The organism is Shewanella sp. P1-14-1, from assembly GCF_001401775.1.
Classification (GTDB): domain Bacteria; phylum Pseudomonadota; class Gammaproteobacteria; order Enterobacterales; family Shewanellaceae; genus Shewanella; species Shewanella japonica.
Genome location: NZ_LKTL01000023.1, coordinates 1 through 19,751, shown reverse-complemented (window position 1 = coordinate 19,751; position 19,751 = coordinate 1). Strand labels below are relative to the sequence as shown.

The following is a 19,751-nucleotide window of genomic DNA, read 5'->3' as shown; positions in this document are numbered from 1 at the left end:
TATTTAACGTACTTTTTGTTTAGGTGCACTTGTACGATGACTTCGTTGAGCAGTACTTCTTTGAGACGACATCCTTTGAGTTGACGCTTTATAAGATGAACTTCTTGATTGGGTCATCGTCTTATTATGATTTGAACGGGTAGCACTTGTACGATTCGAAGCGTACTGTTTTGAGCTCGCTGCACTTTTCATTTGATGTGATTTCACCTTATTTTGATGGCTTGATGCTTTCACGTTCGACGGGCTTTTATAGGCTGTCGACTTATGGGTATTTTTATTTCCATGGGCGCTTTTGTTCACATGTGTGCTTTTGTTCAAATGCGCCGCTTTATTCGCCGTTGTTGCCTTGTATGCTTTATCGGATTTAACCGATTTACTGACAGCATGAGACTTATTGTGCTTCAGCGCTTTATTGATTCTTTGCTGCTGCGACTGCTTGGCATAATGTGATTTATTAAGCTGGCTGCTTTTGATGCCATGCTTAGTTGAATGATGAGCCACCTTGACCTTGTTATGACGTAGCTTATCGTAACGGTGACTGACTTTCGGCGACTTATACGCAACACCTCGTCTATGAGTCGGATTATGCTTCCAACGCTTTGAGCCGCTGCTATAAGCTATTTTATGTGGCTTGCGGTAATAACGGGTGTGACGGTGATTAACCACGACAACTCGATGATGTGACCAGTGGACAGCGCCAAAGAAATAATTAAAGTTGATGTAAACACTCGGCCCCCAATATATCGGACGATGTGGTCGATAGTAGGCGTAAGCGGGGTAATGCCAATAGACTGGTGGGTAAGCATGCCAGCGCCAGTGACCGTATACAATTCTTGGGTCATAAACGGGCACGTAAATGACTTCAGGTTTTGCCGGTTCAATAATGATTTGTTTTTCAACACGGGTAACGGTCATGTTATCCATATTATCGAAGCTATCTGCATCATCTGCTTGTTGTCTTAGTGTTTGAATACTTGCAAGAACACTTGCTTCATCTTGTAAAAATGTTTCCCCTAAATGTTGAGTCCAGGCTAAGTCTTCATTGAGCTTTTCAAGTACTGTAGGAAAGGCCACTAATGCGGTCACGCTTGGATCCCATGACTGTGATTCAGCTTGCTGCATCTTCTGCTCGCTTGATAAATGCTTGTGTTGTTCCTCCCAGCGACGAGCTTGTACAACTTCTAGCGGGTATGTCGATGCAATTAAAATATGCGTCAGTAAACTATCAGGATAAAGCGCTATTGGCGCGAGCATTTGCGCCAATTCAGCTTCAGATGGCAGAGTTTGTTGATACTGCGTGTCATTATTGTCAGAGGCGATGACCGAGAAAGGCACCAGCAAGCTCAGACTGATAAGGCCAGCCTTGAGTAGCTTATGTGGAAAATGCAGTCGTCTCATAAAATCTCCAGATATCGAATATCGATACTTTGCGAATGATAGAACTAGCTTAACCAAGTGAAAATGAACGTAAGATGAAAGCGGCCATTATGAGCGTAGAAATTAATAGAAAAGTGACCACAAGGATGAGCAACACATAATTAAAAGCACTATATGCAGTAAAACATAGCGGCAGTAACAGCAACGAGGTTGAGTAAAACGAGTTTTTAGAAGAAAGCATTAGCGGCAGTTTTTAGCAATACGCTAGCCATTTATGATAATAGGTTAGCAATCCTTAGCAAAAGTCTAGCAGCAGGTTAGCTACCCAATAATATCAGCGAGCAAAACTGAGCATAAATTTAGCGCCGCCATATTCAGCGGACTCACTGACAGTGAGTGTACCTTCATAGCTCGTGACTAAATCTTTCACAATGGCAAGTCCAATGCCATGACCTTGATGGTAAGTATCAGCACGCATACCACGTTCAAAGATGGTCTCTTTTTGTTGCTCCGTTAAGCCTTTACCATCATCTTCAATAATAAAAGATAAACATGACTCCGATTGCGTTACTGACAAGCACACTTGAGACTTCGCAGCTTTGCAGGCGTTATCGAGTAAATTACCTAACATTTCGCTTAGATCCGTTTCATCACCTTTAAATATCAACCCAGCTTGTGATTGATAATCAATATCTAATGATGAGTGTTGATGAATTTTCGACAATGTTCTAATCAGCTTCCCTGCGACTTCATCAATACTTACCCCTAAATGCCATGCCGTATTGGCTGACATTTTTGCTTTATTTAGCTGATAACTGATGATGTTGTTAATGTTGCTTGCTTGCTCTTTAGAGTCTTCACTTAAATCGCTTTGGCTTTGCAATACTGCTAATGGGGTTTTTAAGCTGTGGGCTAAATCGGCTAGTGCATTTCGATATCGCTGACGTTGCTGTTGTTCAGTGCTGAGTAAAACATTGAGCTGTTTTGCGACTGCATTTAGTTCAGCTGGGTAGTTAGAGTTCAGTCGAGTTTGCTGACCTTGATCTACCAAGGCGAGCTCACGCGTAAATTGATTTAAGGGTTTTAACGTCCAGAATAGCCAAATTGCTTGGATTAGCACTAATACAAGCATCAAAATAATCAGCCAAGTCCACAATGTAGCGCTAAATTCTCTGATCTGTTTTTGATAATCAGCATCGTCCTTAATGATATGGACTGTAATAGGTAGCGGCGCGTTGGGTGTTTCAAAACTGACACTGAAACTATAAACCACATGATTGTTATCGCCATTGCCTGCCAAGTCATCAAAGCTTACTTGAGTCAGCTTTCCTTCCCCCATAGGTGGAGTAGGCAGCGCGAGTTCTGTTTTAGCTGGCGTTGGGAGGCTTAACCCAAAGAAAGACTCTGACTGCCACACCATTTGATTATCAGTAGTAATAAGAGCATATAGACCTGAGCCGATCACATTAAATTGATTTTCGAGTAAATAATTAGGCATGACTACGCTATCGTCTTTCACTTCTGCTACAGCTAACACAGAGTAAACATAAGCACGTAATTGTTGGTTAATTGATTGCGTTATTTGATGCTGAAAAGCGCTATTAACTGTCACACCAATTAATGGCAATAACACCACAATTAGCAATAACCCGCTAAGCATTAGCCTTAACTTAAGCGAATCTAGCTGGGCAGATTTTAACGAAAATGACTTGTTCTTAAGCTGCACTAAATGAGTCAACTTAGATAATTGATTTGCGATAAACCTCGTCATTTTAGTGTGCATAAGATTAACTTAACGCGCGTAAGCGATAGCCTTGGCCACGCAAGGTTTCAATCAATTTATATTCACTGTTAGGGTCGAGCTTTTTTCGTAAACGGCGAATAAAAACTTCAATGACATTTGAGTCTAAATCAAAATCTTGATCATAAATATGCTCTATCAAAGTTGGTTTAGAAATCACTTCACCTTGATGCAACATGAAATATTCGAATAATTTAAATTCAGAGCTACTGAGAATAATTGACTCTTGATTATGGGTTAGTTCAAGCGTGCGTGTATTTAAATTAAATGGACCATTAGAAACAATAGGACTTGCCTGACCGACTGAGCGGCGAATAAGCGCATTCAAGCGAGCAACCAACTCTTCTGGCTGAAACGGCTTGGTGAGATAATCATCGGCGCCAGAATCTAACCCTAGGACCTTATCTTGCCAACCATCTCGGGCGGTGAGGATCAAAATAGGGTAATCAATTTGTTGATTGCGTAACTGAGTAATCAAACTCAATCCATCAATCTTAGGTAAACCCACATCAATAATAGCAGCATCGTAGGGATATTCTGTTGCTTGAAACAAGCCATCTTCACCATCCGATGATATATCGACACTGTAATTTGCGGCTTGTAAATGCTCGGTTAGGTTTCTTTGCAAGCCTAAATCATCTTCAACTAACAATATTCTCATGGTTAATTCCTCGAAACTGAACCGGTACGTGCATTCACGGTGGCGTAAAACACCATGCCTTTATTAGAAAGCAGTTTGACTCGATAGCCAGGAGAACCATTCACTGATGTTGACTGAACAGAAAGCACTTTGGCAGCGTATTGCCTTTTAGCAACTTGTGCCGCTTGCTGTGAACTGTTGATTGCTAATTTCTTAGGTTGATTTCGTTTATTTTGGTTCGGTGTTTGATGAGAAGCATGATGAGTTGATTGTCCCCATGCGATAGAAGAAACAGCTGAAATAGGCGCAGCTTGGGTTAATCCAATATTGAGAAAGCTCAACATTAGCGTTAACACAGGTATGCTTAATTTCATTGTTACTTTGCTCATTGCCAAATCCAATTCAATATTTATCTTTGAAATCAGTCATCAGTGTAAAAGATCCCTTTCAATATAGAAACATCTGCTATGTATGAAGTTGCATTCCCTTTGTGAAAATGAAGTATTGCGCGGCGAATATGAATGTAAGATGAATGGTCGTTTAATTGTATTTAATCACCAATTTCTGATGGTTAACTAGAACTTGTTGTCAATATTCTACTTCCACTGTTCAGCTTGCATTCATTTTCATTGTTCTTAAATAACCCTCATTAACGATACGGAATCACGGTGATTCAATCACCCATTGATGGCTGTGATATCAATTAAGAGGGAACACACATGAATAGACAATACCCATGTTTAAGACGTATTAGATTGTTCGCTATAAGCTCAATAAGTCGTTTTTTGATGCTAGTGATGGGCGTTGCTTCGATGTCAGTAATGGCAAGTACTTTACAGCAAAGCATAATTGTCAGTGAGGGGCGTCAACTCTCAAGCATTGAGCAGGGGGATCCGTTTAAGGCTCAACATGGCGTATTGACTGAACAACAAAAAAGTACCCTGAATGAACTTGTGTTAAAAGAGAAGCAACAGCGACAAGCTGGTGAGTCCGCAGGAAAAAATCATGCAGAGAAACTGAGCCGCAGTGAGGTCATAGCGCTTCGGGCAAGTGGTGTCATGTCTGCAAAAGTGCAACAAGGTTCGCCTGCTGCGCAAAGCTTATCGAATGGCACAGGGCTAAGTAAAGTACAAAAGGCTCAGGTAAATCAGCAGGCTATTGTCGGTTATCGAGATTTTGAAATTTATGCCGCTTATAGCCGTTTATTTGATGATTTAGATGAAGATGGTTTTTACCAAACGTTTAGCGTGACCTTTGATGCCGATGTTTATGGTTTTACTCAAGGAGAGGCAGCTAATGTTTATGCCGAACTTTATTTAAGTCGTAATGGAGGCCCTTGGGAGCATTATTATTCTACCGATGTGTTTACTATTTATGGCGATGCTACCGATGACGATTACGAAGTATTAACGACATTAGCTCAAGGTTATAAAACTGATTATTACGATGTGTTGATTGATTTATATGAACTCGGGTACGAGGACATTGTGGCGACATTAAGTAGTGAAGAGTCTGATGGATTATATGCATTACCATTAGAAAGTAGTGATAGAGATGCGGTTTATGAGGAAGAATACGTTGAAGTGATTGAAACAGAGGTGCATGTCAGTGGCGGCAGTATGGCGTGGACTTCGTTACTCATATTCTTGTTGTTAGGTGTACAGCGAACAGTGTTACCAACAAAGCGATTAAATAACAATGCTGATTAAATTTGCAACGATGGAAAGTCATAAACCAAATAACAAAATCCCGCTTAATGCGGGATTTTGTTATCAGTGATTTCTATCATTGGCCGTTTGGGGCCAATTACACCACCACTGATTTAATTTCACCTTGATGCAGCTTGGTTGTCAGTGTTTCACCCGCTTTTACCTGTTGGGCATTTTGTAAAATATTGCCTTTACCATCACGGGTAATACTGTAACCACGGCTTAATGTCGCTAATGGGCTAACGGTTTCTAGTTGATGCGCACTGTAATTCACTTGCTGATTGGCATTTACTAGCCTTGCTTTCATTGCTTCTTTTAAACGATTGGTGAGATAACCCACTTTGTTTTGCTCTAAGGTTAGCTTATGAGCGGGTGATCGCTGTTGCAGTCGACTCTTAAGTTGTTGCTGAGCTAATGTTGCATTAGCAAGCTTATGACGCAGGGCTGATTCAAGCTTTATCTGCATTTCATCAAAGCGCTGCTCAAGTTGTTGTAGCTGCCTTTTAGGATCTTCACGTTGTAGCTGGTGGCTTAATTCACTGAGTTGCGTACTTTGATGTAATAAGTAATGACGCATTGATTGTCGTAACCGTGAAAAGGTCAAGTTAAGCTTTTGGGTCTTATTACCTTTATCATCTGATAATAACTCTGCGCCAGCAGAAGGCGTCGGAGCTCTTACATCTGCGACATAATCACTGATAGTGGTATCAATTTCATGACCTACCGCACTGACAACGGGCAGGGCGCTATTATAAATAGCATGGGCTAAGTCTTCATCGTTAAAGCACCATAAATCTTCTAAAGAGCCACCACCGCGGGTAAGCAATAAAATGTCGACCTCTAAACGTCTATTGGCCGTGGAGATTGCCTTGATGATTTGTTTCGCTGCAGTCGCGCCTTGTACTTGGGTTGGGTAAACGACCACTTCAATTGACGGGTCGCGAGTAGAAAGCACTTTAACCACATCTCTAACCGCAGCACCAGTGGCAGAGGTAATAACACCAATTCGTTGAATATTTTGCGGTAATGGTCGCTTGGTTTCTGTTGCAAATAAGCCTTCGGCAGCTAATTTAAGCTTAAGCGCTTCATATTGCTGTGCAAGTAATCCATCTCCAGCTGGCAGCATTGACTCTAAAAGTAATTGATAGTCGCCACGAGGTTCATAAACACTGATAGAACCTTTAACTAATACTTGTTGGCCATTAACAGGTTTAAATGGCACGGTTTGATTACGACCTTTAAACATCGCACAGCGAATTTGTGAACGACTGTCTTTTAATGTCATATACCAATGACCTGAATTTGGGGAAACAAAGTTCGAGATTTCGGCCTCAAGCCACACCTTACCTAGCTCACCTTCAAGCAGCTGGCGGACTTCGCCGTTTAAACGGGAAACCGTGTAAACATTATTTTTCGAGCTTTTCATCAAATTCAACCGACTAAGAGTATTTTTTAACTATTTTCCATTTACCAACCTAAATATGCAAGGTATAATCCCGCCGCAATATTTACCCTTTCCAAACCCTACACTTTCTGGGAGATGTTGCATGTTAAGATTAAGAAATGACGCACTAACATTTGATGATGTACTACTTGTGCCTGCTCACTCAACCGTCCTCCCAAATACCGCTGTTCTAAAAACTCGTCTGACTAAAAAAATTGAATTAAACACCCCAATCGTTTCTGCTGCAATGGATACGGTCACTGAAGCTCGCTTAGCGATCGCTATGGCGCAAGAAGGTGGTTTAGGTTTTATTCATAAAAATATGACGATTGAACAACAAGCTGAAGAAGTTCGTAAAGTTAAAATTTACGAAGCGGGTATCGTTCAACAACCTGTAACCGTCACGCCAAGCACCACACTTGCTGAGTTAAAAGAATTAACTGAACGCAATGGCTTTGCTGGTTATCCAGTGATTAACGATGCTAATGAGCTTGTGGGTATTATTACTGGCCGTGACGTTCGCTTCATTACTGACTGGAGCCGTACTGTAGAGCAAGTTATGACGCCGAAAGATCGTCTAGTGACTGTGCTTGAAGGGACTAAGTTAGATGAAGTGCAAACACTAATGCATTCACACCGCGTTGAAAAAGTATTAGTGGTTGACGATAACTTTAAGCTAAAAGGCTTAATCACGGTTAAAGATTTCCAAAAAGCAGAGCGTAAACCTAATGCATGTAAAGACGAATTAGGTCGTTTACGTGTTGGTGCAGCTGTTGGCGCAGGTGCTGGCAACGAAGAGCGTATTGCTGCGCTCGTTAAAGCGGGTGTTGACGTATTGCTGATTGATTCATCTCATGGTCACTCTGAAGGTGTGCTGCAACGTATTCGTGATACTCGTGCCTCATTCCCTGATTTACAAATCGTAGGTGGTAACGTTGCCACTGCTGAAGGCGCTTTAGCCTTAGTAGACGCTGGTGTTGATGCCGTTAAAGTGGGTATTGGCCCAGGTTCTATTTGTACCACTCGTATCGTTACTGGTGTGGGTGTGCCACAAATTACAGCGGTATCTGACGCTGCAGCAGCGGTTAAACATTTAGATATCCCAGTTATTGCTGATGGCGGCATTCGTTTCTCGGGTGACTTAGCTAAAGCCTTAGCTGCTGGTGCATCATGCATCATGGCAGGTTCAATGTTTGCGGGTACTGAAGAAGCACCGGGTGAAACAGAGCTATACAATGGCCGTGCTTATAAGTCATACCGTGGTATGGGCTCATTAGGTGCGATGACGCAAACTCAAGGGTCTTCTGATCGTTACTTCCAAAGCGATAACGCTGCTGACAAATTAGTACCTGAAGGTATTGAAGGGCGTGTTGCTTATAAAGGTAAGTTAAAAGAAATCATTCACCAACACATGGGCGGTTTACGTTCTTGTATGGGTCTGACGGGTTGCGCCACCATTAAAGAATTAAATGAAAAAGCTGAATTCGTAAAAATTACTTCAGCGGGTATGGGCGAGTCTCATGTTCATGACGTTACGATCAGTAAAGAAGCGCCGAATTATCGTAGCGGTTCTTAAATCATAAAGCGGCATATTGTTATGCCGCTTTTTTTCAACCTTTTCTCGTCAGTGGTGACTAACAATACACAATGAGACAGGGTTGAAGTACACCTACGAAGAATACTGTTTTTAAAAGTAAACCCAGATATAAGGTATCCCATGAGCAACATTCATGAGCATAAAATCCTGATCCTAGATTTTGGATCGCAATACACGCAGTTAATCGCCCGCCGTATTCGTGAAATCGGTGTTTATTGTGAGCTTTGGGCTTGGGATGTATCTGAGGAGCAAATTAAAGAATTTGCTCCAAACGGCATCATCTTAGCAGGTGGTCCAGAAAGTGTGACCGCAGAAAACTCACCACGTGCCTCTGAATATGTATTTAATGCCGGCGTGCCTGTCTTAGGCATTTGTTATGGCATGCAAACCATGTCTGAGCAGCTTGGCGGCAAAGTGATTCAAGGTGTAGGTGAAGGTGAGTTTGGCTACGCACAAGTTGAAATTCAAACTGAATCGGCGTTATTTAAAAGCATTGAGGATGCGATTAGCGCTGAAGGCAAACCTTTGCTTGATGTATGGATGAGTCACGGCGATAAAGTTTCTGAAATCCCAGAAGGTTTTGTTACTGTCGCTAAAACAGAAACCTGTCCATATGCTGCAATGGCGAATGAAGACAAGCGTTTTTACGGCGTTCAATTTCACCCAGAAGTTACCCATACTCGTCAAGGCAAGCGCATGCTTGAGCACTTTGCATTAGACATTTGTGGTTGTGATGCCAACTGGAAACCTTCTTCAATTATCGAAGATGCAATTGAACGTTTGAAAAAACAAATCGGTGATGATGAAGTTATCTTAGGTTTATCTGGTGGTGTTGATTCATCAGTAGTCGCTATGCTGCTACATCGCGCCATTGGTGACAAATTAACGTGTGTGTTCGTGGATAACGGCTTACTACGTTTAAACGAAGCTAATCAAGTGATGGAAATGTTTGGTGACCACTTCGGACTGAACATTGTCCATGTTGACGCTGAAAATCGATTCTTAGACGCGATGGCTGGTGAAGCTGATCCAGAAGCTAAACGTAAAATTATTGGTCATGTATTTGTTGATATCTTCGATGAAGAATCAAAGAAATGTGTCAATGCTAAATGGTTAGCGCAAGGCACAATTTACCCTGACGTTATTGAATCAGCAGGCAGCGCCACCGGTAAAGCCCACGTGATTAAGTCTCATCACAATGTAGGCGGACTACCAGATGATATGGAGCTGGGTTTAGTAGAACCTTTACGTGAATTATTTAAAGATGAAGTCCGTAAGATTGGTTTAGAGCTAGGTCTGCCATACGACATGCTTTACCGTCACCCATTCCCTGGACCGGGTTTAGGTGTGCGTGTTCTTGGTGAAGTGAAAAAAGAGTACTGTGACTTACTGCGTTTAGCTGATGCTATCTTTATTGAAGAACTGCATAAAGCAGATCTTTACCATAAAGTCAGCCAAGCCTTTACTGTATTCCTACCAGTACGCTCTGTAGGTGTTATGGGTGATGGCCGTAAATATGACTGGGTTGTTTCACTACGTGCAGTTGAAACTATCGACTTTATGACGGCGCATTGGGCACACTTACCATACGACTTCTTAGGTCGTGTATCGAACCGAATCATTAATGAAATCGATGGTATTTCACGTGTGGTTTACGATATCTCGGGTAAGCCACCTGCGACAATCGAATGGGAATAAGTTTCCATTAATTAAAAAAGGCGCTTAGGCGCCTTTTTTATTGGGATAAATTTATTGCTGTTTGCCGTATAATCTAGTGAAGTTTGATGTATTGTCATTCACTAGGGCCTGTTGCTCTTTGCTGGTTAAGTTTTGTTCGAAATGAAAGTGTTTTAATTGAGGCGGATGGATTGATGCCTAGTCATCTAAGCAAGATTCATCCAACAAAAAGTAAAACGCTTTTAGTCGAACCCTTTGGGCAGCGTTTGTTGACCATTTTTACGGCGTTATCGACTTTTTATGTAGAATAACTACACCAAAAAGTCTCTGTCTTGTATAAATGGTCAACAATTCGCTGCAAAAATAACCTTGAAAGATCAGCAGGCCCTAAATGATTTAATGATTAAGCTATATTCAGTAAGTTAAACATAGCAAAGCCTAAGAGACACTCATGACGTTAGAAAACAAAGTCCATATCAGCCAAAAGCAGCAAAGGAGTCAGGCCAAGCCATTAACTGATGAAGAGTTAGCGGTACGTGCCGCTCAAGATGAAAAGTGGATGCGAGTGGCTTTAGCGCTGGCCACTAAAGCTGAAGAATTAGGTGAGGTGCCTGTTGGGGCTGTCTTGGTCAAAGACGATGTGCTTATTGCATCAGGATTTAATTTAAGTATTACTGAGCATGATCCAAGTGCCCATGCTGAAATGCAGTGCATAAGAGCGGCAGGCAAAGTGCTTGAAAACTACCGTATGTTAGGCGCCACGTTGTACGTTACCTTAGAACCATGCCCAATGTGCGCAGGGGCGATGGTCCACAGCCGAATTGAACGAGTGGTCTTTGGTGCTAAAGATTTAAAAACGGGCGCGGCGGGGAGTGTGATAAACCTACTACAAGACACGCACTTTAATCATCAACTTAGCGTGGATTCAGGCGTATTAGCTGATGAATGCGCGAGCCAATTAAGTCAGTTTTTTAAGCGACGCCGAGAAGAGAAAAAAGCGTTAAAAAAACAATTAAAAACGCAATCAGACTTGTTGCTGCAAAAAGGCGAAGAATAGTTTTTGACGGTTAAGCATTTTGCGCTGCTTTAGCTTAATGATATTACGGCGGCGAGCGTTATTATTTCTTTTCATATTTCACCTGTTAACTTGTTGAAATCTGTTATTTAAAATCTATTCGTTAAAAGTTATTCGTTAAAAGTTATTCGTTAAAGTCTCAGGCAGTAAAACCTAATGTGTTAAAACCTAAGGTGTTAAAACATAAGCTATTAGAACATAAGGTATAAGTGAAGACATTAGAACGAATGTCTTATAACCCCCTGAATCTTTCTTTTAATTGCATCAGTAAAGCCCTGTCGCTTAACGTTAATGGCGAGTCAGGCGTTCTCATTCAGTAGGGCACTCAAACGTCAGTATCATGCCCTGACACTATTAATACCAAGTAATTATGAATGCTTTATTAAATGACACTTCTTGACGTGTGCATGAGCTTATTGCGCCGATGATTTAAGGAGCTCGTTAGGCTTATCATCTTGCTGCTCTTCGGTAGTCGATTCTTGCTCGCTTGCCTCTTTGGCTTTTGATTCTGCGAGCATCGCTTGTTCTTTATTTTGATTATCAACCCAAACTAAGGTGTCGTAATAACGACGGATATTATCAACATAATGGGCAGCTTCGTTGCCTCTGGCGTAACCATAACGAGTATTTTTGTAATACTTACGCTGCTGCAATAACGGTAAAACTTGTTTTACATCGCGCCATGCGCTGGGATCTTTCCCCATACCTTGAGTGATTTTACGTGCATCTTCAACATGACCTAAGCCAATATTATATGATGCAAGTGCAAACCAAATTCGCTGGCTATCAGGAATAGACTCAGGCAAACGATCGATCATTTTTTGTAAGTATATCGCGCCGCCTCGAATACTTTGTTCAGCATCAAGTCGATTATCGACACCAACAGAGCTTGCCGTTGGTTGGGTTAACATCATCATGCCACGGACACCGGTAGGAGAGCGGGCGTGCGGGTTCCAATGAGACTCTTGATAACCGGTTGCAGCAAGTTTACGCCAATCTAAATCGCCAGCATGCTTTTCAAATAGCGCTTGATACTCTGGTAATACATTGTCGATAGCGCGAATAAAAGCACGAGTATCCACATAGTCAAAACGCTTTACGTGGCCAAAGTATTTTTCGTTAAGGTGCTCTAGGGTGCCATTGCGTTTTTGAATGTGCCAAAAAGACAGTAATGAGCTCAGTAAATAATCACTGTTAACTGGTGGCAGTAACCACACCACTTGGGTTTTCTCATCAAGGACAATACCTGCACGTAATTCAGGTAAGTAGCGTTGGTTGATCAGTAAGCTGTTGGAATCTGCAATGGTATAAAGCACTTCGCCTGAGGCGACCATTGAAAATAGCTCTTCATTGTCGCCATCAACAATTTGTTTCCAAGACAAGTTCGGGTTGGATTGCTTTAACTTAATTAAGGTATCGACAGCGGCAGACTCTGAGATAACGCTAATGTCACCTTGTAGGTCATTAAAGTCTCGTGGTTTAAGGTTCCCTGACTTGTATATTAAGACTTGGTTGACTTCATATAATGTGGGACCGAGAAGAAACTGCTCACGTCGATTGTTAGTCGTTGTGATCGCTGCGGCCACAATATCAATGTCATTTTGGCGTAATGCTTCAAATAGCTGCTGACGATTGTGGTAGGGCACCATTTCAAGAGGAACATTGAGATATTCAGCAAACTTAGCGGCCATTTCATAATCAAAGCCACTCTCACCTTGGTCTGAATTAAGGTAAGTTTGTGAGCCGTAAAGCGTCCCTACCTTTAAGACGGTACGCTGCGGGATCTGTTCAACATATTCAGTGATAGTAATGTCAGCACGATGACACCCACTGAGTAAAAAGTTGATTGAAATGATAGAGACTATCGTTAAGAGTTTACTCATATCCCTCTTTGTTAAATCCGTTAATGATAAATAGTCTTGTTATGGCTGCGTATCGCTAGGCAAGATTAAGTGTTGCTTGCACTGATATTGCGGCTAGTTTTATGCCTATATCGATGCTGGTTTGCTAATCAGATTGTCCATAACCTGAATTAACATAACAGCGTTAACCTTTACGGTATAAATATACTGTAGCAGTAGTTTTGTATTTCACCTAGTCTGCTGGTGGTAACTGTTAAAATATACGGTTGAATTTATTAGTAAATTCGAATTTAAAAAAATAAAATTATCATAATTTGTTGCTGAAATAATAACACGATATTCAGCAGTTTATTTTTGATTGTTTTCGTTAACGGGAAACACTGTTCTAGCAAGCCTTCTTAGGTGATTTATATAGTCTGATTCCCTATAATAGCGCCAATTCTTACCCTACCAATATAATCAATAAGGTGAATTGACGTGATTGAGATCATTCGCGGAGCCCCAGCACTTTCAGCTTTTAGAGTTCAAAAGCTTATGGAGGCCTGCGAAAGCGCAGCCCTTCCTGTTGAGCAAATTTACGCTGAGTATATCCATTTAGCCGATTTAAGTGACAAGCTTGATGATAAAGAGTATCAGCAGCTTGAAACGATTTTAACTTACGGGCCTGCTATCGAATCTCATGCGCCAGAAGGTTCGTTATTTTTTGTTACCCCTCGTCCTGGCACCATTTCTCCTTGGTCATCTAAAGCAACCGATATCGCTAAAAACTGTGGCTTAAGCAAAGTAAAACGCTTAGAACGTGGTGTAGCTTATTACGTTGCCGGTACCTCATTAACTACCGAACAACTTGAGCAAGTAAAAGGCTTAATCCATGATCGTATGGTTGAAGTGATTTTACCTGAGTTTGCCGCAGCATCAGTGTTATTTGAACGCACTGAGCCGCTACCGTTTAAGAGTATTAATATTCTTGCTGAAGGTCGCCGTGCATTAGAAGTTGCCAACGTAGAACTAGGTTTAGCCCTAGCAGAAGATGAAATTGATTACTTAGTCGATAACTTCGTACGTTTAAATCGTAACCCTAACGACATCGAATTAATGATGTTTGCTCAAGCAAACTCAGAGCATTGTCGTCATAAAATCTTCAATGCTGACTGGACTATTGACGGTGAAGTTCAGCCAAAATCATTATTTAAAATGATTAAAAACACCTTTGAGGTGACACCTGATAACGTGTTATCAGCATACAAAGATAACGCAGCCGTGATGAATGGCAGTGTGGCAGGGCGCTTCTTCCCAGATCAAGACGGTGTGTACAATTACCACACTGAGCCAATGCATATTTTGATGAAGGTTGAAACCCATAACCACCCAACAGCCATCAGCCCATACCCAGGTGCGGCAACAGGTTCAGGTGGTGAAATCCGTGATGAAGGCGCTACAGGTCGTGGCTCAAAACCTAAAGCGGGCTTAACTGGTTTTAGCGTATCAAACCTTAAAATCCCTGGTTTTGTACAGCCATGGGAAGGCGATTACGGCAAACCTAGCCGTATTGTTACTCCGTTAGAAATTATGACAGAAGGCCCATTAGGTGGCGCTGCTTTTAACAACGAATTTGGTCGTCCAGCACTTGTGGGTTACTTCCGTACATACGAGCAAGAAGTATCAAGCCACAACGGTGTTGAAGTTCGTGGTTACCACAAGCCAATTATGCTTGCTGGTGGTTTAGGTAACATTCGTGAAGATCATGTTCAAAAAGGCGAAATCACCGTAGGCGCTAAGCTTATTGTTTTAGGTGGCCCAGCAATGAACATTGGTTTAGGTGGTGGTGCTGCTTCATCAATGGCATCAGGCCAATCTAGTGAAGATTTAGACTTTGCTTCAGTGCAACGTGAAAACCCAGAAATGGAACGCCGTTGTCAGGAAGTGATCGACCGCTGCTGGCAAATGGGTGATGACAACCCAATTCAATTTATTCACGATGTGGGCGCTGGCGGATTATCAAATGCCTTCCCTGAGCTTGTGAATGACGCTGATCGTGGCGCATTGTTTAATTTACGTAACGTGCCTTCAGACGAGCCAGGCATGAGCCCACTTGAGATTTGGTGTAACGAATCTCAAGAGCGTTATGTGTTATCTGTTGCGCCTGAAAACTTAGAAACCTTCAGACAGATTTGTGAGCGTGAACGTGCTCCATTTTCTGTAGTGGGTGATGCGACTGAAGAGCAGCACTTAACCCTTGAAGATAGCCACTTTGATAACAAGCCAATTGATTTACCGCTTGAAGTGCTATTAGGCAAAGCACCTAAAATGAGCCGTGATGTGGTCTCGGCTAAAGCTAAATCGCCAGCGCTTAATCAAGCAGAAATAAATGTAAAAGATGCGGTTTCTCGTATCCTACATTTACCAACAGTTGCAGATAAATCATTCCTTATCACCATTGGCGACCGTTCAGTGACAGGTTTAGTTAACCGTGACCAAATGGTTGGCCCTTGGCAGGTTCCAGTTGCCGATTGTGCAGTTACTGCATCAAGCTTTGACAGCTACGCCGGTGAAGCAATGTCAATTGGTGAGCGTACACCGCTTGCACTACTTGATTTTGGCGCATCAGCGCGTATGGCTGTAGCAGAATCAATCTTAAACATTGCTGGTACTGATATTGGCTCATTCAAAGACATTAAATTGTCAGCTAACTGGATGTCAGCAGCAGGTCACCCAGGTGAAGATGCGGGTCTTTATGAAGCAGTAAAAGCTGTCGGTGAAGAACTTTGTCCAGAGCTTGAGTTAACTATCCCTGTGGGTAAAGACTCAATGTCGATGAAGACTGCGTGGAATGATGCAGGTCAAGACAAAACAGTCACATCGCCAATGTCGTTAGTTATCACTGCTTTTGGTGTGGTAAAAGACATTCGTCATACTGTTACACCAGAGCTTCGCACAAACAAAGGCGAAACTGAGCTGTTATTGGTTGATTTAGCCAAAGGTCAAAACCGTTTAGGTGGTTCTTGTTTAGCACAAGTATTCAGCCAACTGGGTGATGTTGCACCAGATTTAGATGATGCTGCAAGCTTACGTGGATTCTTCGAAGTTATTCAGCCATTAGTCGCTGAGCAAAAAGTGATGGCTTACCATGACCGCAGTGACGGTGGCTTATTCACCACATTAGTGGAAATGGCATTTGCTGGTAACACTGGCCTAAACATCGATTTAGCAGCACTGAAAGGTAACGACCTTGAACGTTTATTTAACGAAGAACTAGGTGCGGTTATCCAAGTGGCTAAAGCAGATAGCGCAGCGATTAAAGCGCAATTTGCCGCTGCTGGCGTTGATTGCCATAGCGTTGCGACATTAACGACAGACGATAGCATCACAGTGGTTGACGGTGAACGTGCAGTATTCAGTGATTCCCGTGTATCGCTTCGTACTATGTGGTCAGAAACCACTTACCGTATGCAAGCCATGCGTGATAACCCAGAATGCGCCAAAGAAGAATTTGAGCTTAAACAGCAAGCTAAAGACCCAGGTCTAACAGTTAAATTAGGCTTTAACCCAAGTGAAGATGTAGCAGCACCTTATATCTTAAAAGGCGCAGCACCTAAGATGGCGATTATTCGTGAGCAAGGCGTTAACTCTCACGTTGAAATGGCAGCCGCATTTGACCGCGCAGGTTTTGAAAGCCGCGATGTTCATATGTCAGACATCTTATCGGGTCGCATTAGTCTTGAAGAGTTCCAAGGTCTAGTAGCTTGTGGTGGTTTCTCATACGGTGACGTACTGGGCGCTGGTGAAGGCTGGGCTAAATCAATCTTATTTAACGAGCGTGCTCGCAGTGAGTTTTCTCAGTTCTTTGAGCGTGATGCGACATTAGCGCTGGGTGTTTGTAATGGTTGTCAGATGTTATCTAACCTGAAAGAAATCATTCCAGGTAGTGAGCATTGGCCACACTTTGTCCGTAACCGTTCAGAGCGTTTTGAAGCCCGTGCGAGTTTGGTTGAAGTGCAAAAGAGTCCTTCAATTTTCTTCGAAGGAATGGAAGGTTCACGCATGCCAATCGCCGTATCACACGGTGAAGGTCGCGCTGAATTTAAATCTGTTGAAGCATTAGCAGCAGCTGAAGCATCAGGTACAGTGGCACTGCGTTATGTTGACGGTAACGGTCAAATCGCAACGCAATACCCACAAAACCCGAATGGTTCGCCAAATGCAATTACTGCACTAACGACAACAGATGGTCGAGTAACCATCATGATGCCGCATCCAGAGCGTGTATTCAGAACCGTTGCTAACTCATGGCACCCAGACGAGTGGGCAGAAGACAGCCCATGGATGCGTATGTTCCGTAACGCACGCGTTAAGTTAGGTTAAGTTGTAACTTAACCTAGTATTGAGTGAACAGCAAAAAGGCGACCAAATGGTCGCCTTTTTTATTGTATGGGATTTGTGTAGGGAGTATTGCTAACTCATTTTTTGACCGAAATGAGTTTAAATGCCTTGTTAGCAATTATTTATACAAGCTTTCAACGTATTTATGGGTTGGTTCTTCAAGGAGATCCTGAGGATGATCTCCACCGAATGTTAACCACTTACTTTTACCTGTGTACGTTGTATTTCCAATCTCTTTTTGGGTCTTTGAATCGTAAGTAATAATTTGAATTTCGATTTTATCCGATTTTCCAGACCATTCTGTAGCCCTATCTTCCCAATGCAAAATAATAGGTTGAACAAAGTATCCATATACATTCGTATCAATAGATTCTAAACAGTCCTTACCTTTACAGTCAGTTGTAATAGTTACTTTAGAAGTGTTTTTAGAAAAGGCACTTCTAACTGCATTTGCAGTCATTCGACCAGAATTTCTATATTCAGTTTCATCATACCAACCATTTTCTGGTGTTGAGATTAGAACGCCCTTATTTTGATCTAATTTTACTTCAGGTGATTGGAATTCATTATGTTTAAAAGATGAACTACAACCTGAAAGAAAGATTATTGCAGTTCCAAACATTACCAAATTGCGATTCATATAGTTACTCCCTGTTTAATTGCTTGTTATAAGCACTTTTAACAAAGGCTGTAAAATTATTTATTGTATATGCAGGTGGACACATAGTTAATCCTGACTCTGGATTATAAGAGAAAGTCATATTAATTTGATACTCACTATCCAAAGGAAGACATCCTGTACCAACACCTGTTGGTTCCGTTTTAAACGGAGAAGTTGACAAATTACCGTTTAGAAATACTTTACCGTTTTTAATTAATTCAAAGGTGAAAATAAGCTTGGTAAAATCAGGATGCTTTTGATCGATGAGAGGAACCAATATTTCAAACGGTGTACATGAAAGATATTCTTTATGTGGAGTGCGTTCTTTTTCAGGTATATCGTACCATCTAGATACTGATACTCTCATTTTCTCAGCATCTTCAAATGAAAGAGTTGCAGGTGTGCCTGCTAAAACATTTGAGCTAAATATGAAAAAGATAAATATACCTAAAAACTTCATCTGACTCCCTGTGCTTACGCCCTAATAATGGGCATAAAATTGTTGGCTAAAATGTTGAGGAGCAAAAACAGCAAACTGTTTTTAGTCCTTATTTATTAGGTTGTTATATGGCATTTTGCTTAATGCCTGCCTCACGTTCTTAGTTTAGGTAGATGAAGTAACTAAAGCCTTGTTTAAACTCATGATAAATAGTGTATTCTCCATGAGTTATTAGCCTCTGCATTTCTTCACACATACCATTTTGTGATTCTTCATAGGTTGGCTAGTAAGCAATTTCCCAGTTGCCGGGAGATACATAAAATATCTCTTTGTCTAGCAAATGACGTTTACTAGAACCTTTTATCGAATATGCACGAATGCCTTTGTCACTACAATCTTCAGCTGGTACTAATTTCTGAACCTCTATTTTTACGAGCCCATCTTCAGGCTAGTATTTAAGGTTGGCACAACCAGCTAGAAATAAGAGTGAAATTGTGAGGATGAATCGTATAGCCTCCGTTGCCTGCCCTTGTTAAGAGCTGCCACGTTTTGTACCGGATGATAGTAACAATAATACACCCGCAATAAATGAAAATTGTATAACACCGATATATGTACGATTCGAATAATTGGTACATAACATAGATTTTTTAACTACATCAGTTAATGTTTCTCTTATTGTTGAGTCAACAAAACACGGCATTGCAGCCAAAAGAATTATGATCCCGCAAATGCTAAATGTTGTAATTGATATATTTATTCCAAGCTGGAACTTAGTTTTCTTTTTGAATCGGTGATAAAAAGAATAAGCTGTTAGCACAAGTAAAGCCAGAAATGCCATTGTGTAAACAAAATTGAATGGCATCTTAAAAGCATTAACCCCAATAAAATTCTCATCTCGAATAGCATTCATTGTTGCAAAGATAAAGAATGATGGAAGTAACATAACTCCATAGATCGTGGTAAGAATATTAACGATGCTCATTACAATTCCCCCTCTTAACGAATGATATGGACTCCCCTTACCAAATGGCCACTATGTGCCATATTGAAAGTGCAAACATTCAATCAAGGAGAGTCCATATGTCC

14 protein-coding genes are annotated in these 19,751 nt (G+C 41.5%); 5 read left to right on the top strand and 9 right to left on the bottom strand.

What is annotated here, in order from left to right:
• Nucleotides 1–3: 3 nt before the first annotated feature.
• The 4 genes from AN944_RS16120 to AN944_RS21545 form a co-directional block, all read right to left on the bottom strand.
• Nucleotides 4–1,398, bottom strand: coding sequence for a DUF3300 domain-containing protein (locus AN944_RS16120; RefSeq protein ID WP_055025671.1), 1,395 nt, complete (start codon nucleotides 1,396–1,398; stop codon nucleotides 4–6).
• Nucleotides 1,399–1,711: 313 nt separating this feature from the next.
• Nucleotides 1,712–3,037, bottom strand: coding sequence for an ATP-binding protein (locus AN944_RS16115; protein ID WP_055025728.1), 1,326 nt, complete (start codon nucleotides 3,035–3,037; stop codon nucleotides 1,712–1,714).
• Between the two features lie 127 nt (nucleotides 3,038–3,164).
• Entirely contained in the window at nucleotides 3,165–3,839 is a 675-nt protein-coding gene (locus AN944_RS16110; protein ID WP_055025670.1) for a response regulator transcription factor, read from the bottom strand.
• 2 nt (nucleotides 3,840–3,841) lie between these two features.
• Nucleotides 3,842–4,207, bottom strand: coding sequence for a PepSY domain-containing protein (locus AN944_RS21545; RefSeq protein WP_225442085.1), 366 nt, complete (start codon nucleotides 4,205–4,207; stop codon nucleotides 3,842–3,844).
• A 330-nt stretch (nucleotides 4,208–4,537) separates the two neighbouring features.
• On the opposite strand from AN944_RS21545, the gene AN944_RS21800 reads away from it, so the two are divergent.
• A complete protein-coding gene (locus AN944_RS21800; RefSeq protein ID WP_082420034.1) occupies nucleotides 4,538–5,527 on the top strand; it encodes a choice-of-anchor H family protein in 990 nt (329 codons plus the stop codon).
• Nucleotides 5,528–5,624: 97 nt separating this feature from the next.
• Here the strand turns inward: AN944_RS21800 and xseA are convergent, their stop codons facing one another.
• On the bottom strand, nucleotides 5,625–6,953 hold the full coding sequence (gene xseA / locus AN944_RS16095; RefSeq protein WP_055025668.1) for an exodeoxyribonuclease VII large subunit: 1,329 nt from the start codon (nucleotides 6,951–6,953) through the stop codon (nucleotides 5,625–5,627).
• A gap of 121 nt (nucleotides 6,954–7,074) precedes the next feature.
• On the opposite strand from xseA, the gene guaB reads away from it, so the two are divergent.
• From guaB to tadA, 3 genes are all read left to right on the top strand, one after another.
• Nucleotides 7,075–8,547, top strand: a complete 1,473-nt coding sequence (gene guaB / locus AN944_RS16090) for an IMP dehydrogenase (RefSeq protein ID WP_055025667.1) — start codon at nucleotides 7,075–7,077, stop codon at nucleotides 8,545–8,547.
• A 141-nt stretch (nucleotides 8,548–8,688) separates the two neighbouring features.
• Nucleotides 8,689–10,266 (top strand): glutamine-hydrolyzing GMP synthase, encoded by a 1,578-nt coding sequence (guaA, locus tag AN944_RS16085; RefSeq protein WP_055025666.1) that lies wholly within the window; start codon nucleotides 8,689–8,691, stop codon nucleotides 10,264–10,266.
• 430 nt (nucleotides 10,267–10,696) lie between these two features.
• Nucleotides 10,697–11,302 carry a tRNA adenosine(34) deaminase TadA gene (gene tadA, locus AN944_RS16080; protein WP_063124249.1) on the top strand — a complete coding sequence of 202 codons (606 nt, stop codon included), beginning with the start codon at nucleotides 10,697–10,699 and terminating at the stop codon, nucleotides 11,300–11,302.
• A gap of 431 nt (nucleotides 11,303–11,733) precedes the next feature.
• Here the strand turns inward: tadA and mltF are convergent, their stop codons facing one another.
• On the bottom strand, nucleotides 11,734–13,203 hold the full coding sequence (mltF, locus tag AN944_RS16075; RefSeq protein WP_055025665.1) for a membrane-bound lytic murein transglycosylase MltF: 1,470 nt from the start codon (nucleotides 13,201–13,203) through the stop codon (nucleotides 11,734–11,736).
• A 459-nt stretch (nucleotides 13,204–13,662) separates the two neighbouring features.
• Here mltF and purL point away from each other — a divergent pair, with 459 nt between their 5' ends.
• Entirely contained in the window at nucleotides 13,663–17,544 is a 3,882-nt protein-coding gene (purL, locus tag AN944_RS16070; protein ID WP_055025725.1) for a phosphoribosylformylglycinamidine synthase, read from the top strand.
• A gap of 136 nt (nucleotides 17,545–17,680) precedes the next feature.
• On the opposite strand, the gene AN944_RS16065 is transcribed toward purL, so the two are convergent.
• The 3 genes from AN944_RS16065 to AN944_RS16055 form a co-directional block, all read right to left on the bottom strand.
• Nucleotides 17,681–18,202, bottom strand: coding sequence for a DUF4823 domain-containing protein (locus AN944_RS16065; RefSeq protein WP_082420033.1), 522 nt, complete (start codon nucleotides 18,200–18,202; stop codon nucleotides 17,681–17,683).
• Between the two features lie 4 nt (nucleotides 18,203–18,206).
• Entirely contained in the window at nucleotides 18,207–18,683 is a 477-nt protein-coding gene (locus AN944_RS16060; protein WP_055025664.1) for a hypothetical protein, read from the bottom strand.
• Nucleotides 18,684–19,194: 511 nt separating this feature from the next.
• Nucleotides 19,195–19,647, bottom strand: coding sequence for a hypothetical protein (locus AN944_RS16055; protein ID WP_055025663.1), 453 nt, complete (start codon nucleotides 19,645–19,647; stop codon nucleotides 19,195–19,197).
• Between the last annotated feature and the right edge of the window lie 104 nt (nucleotides 19,648–19,751).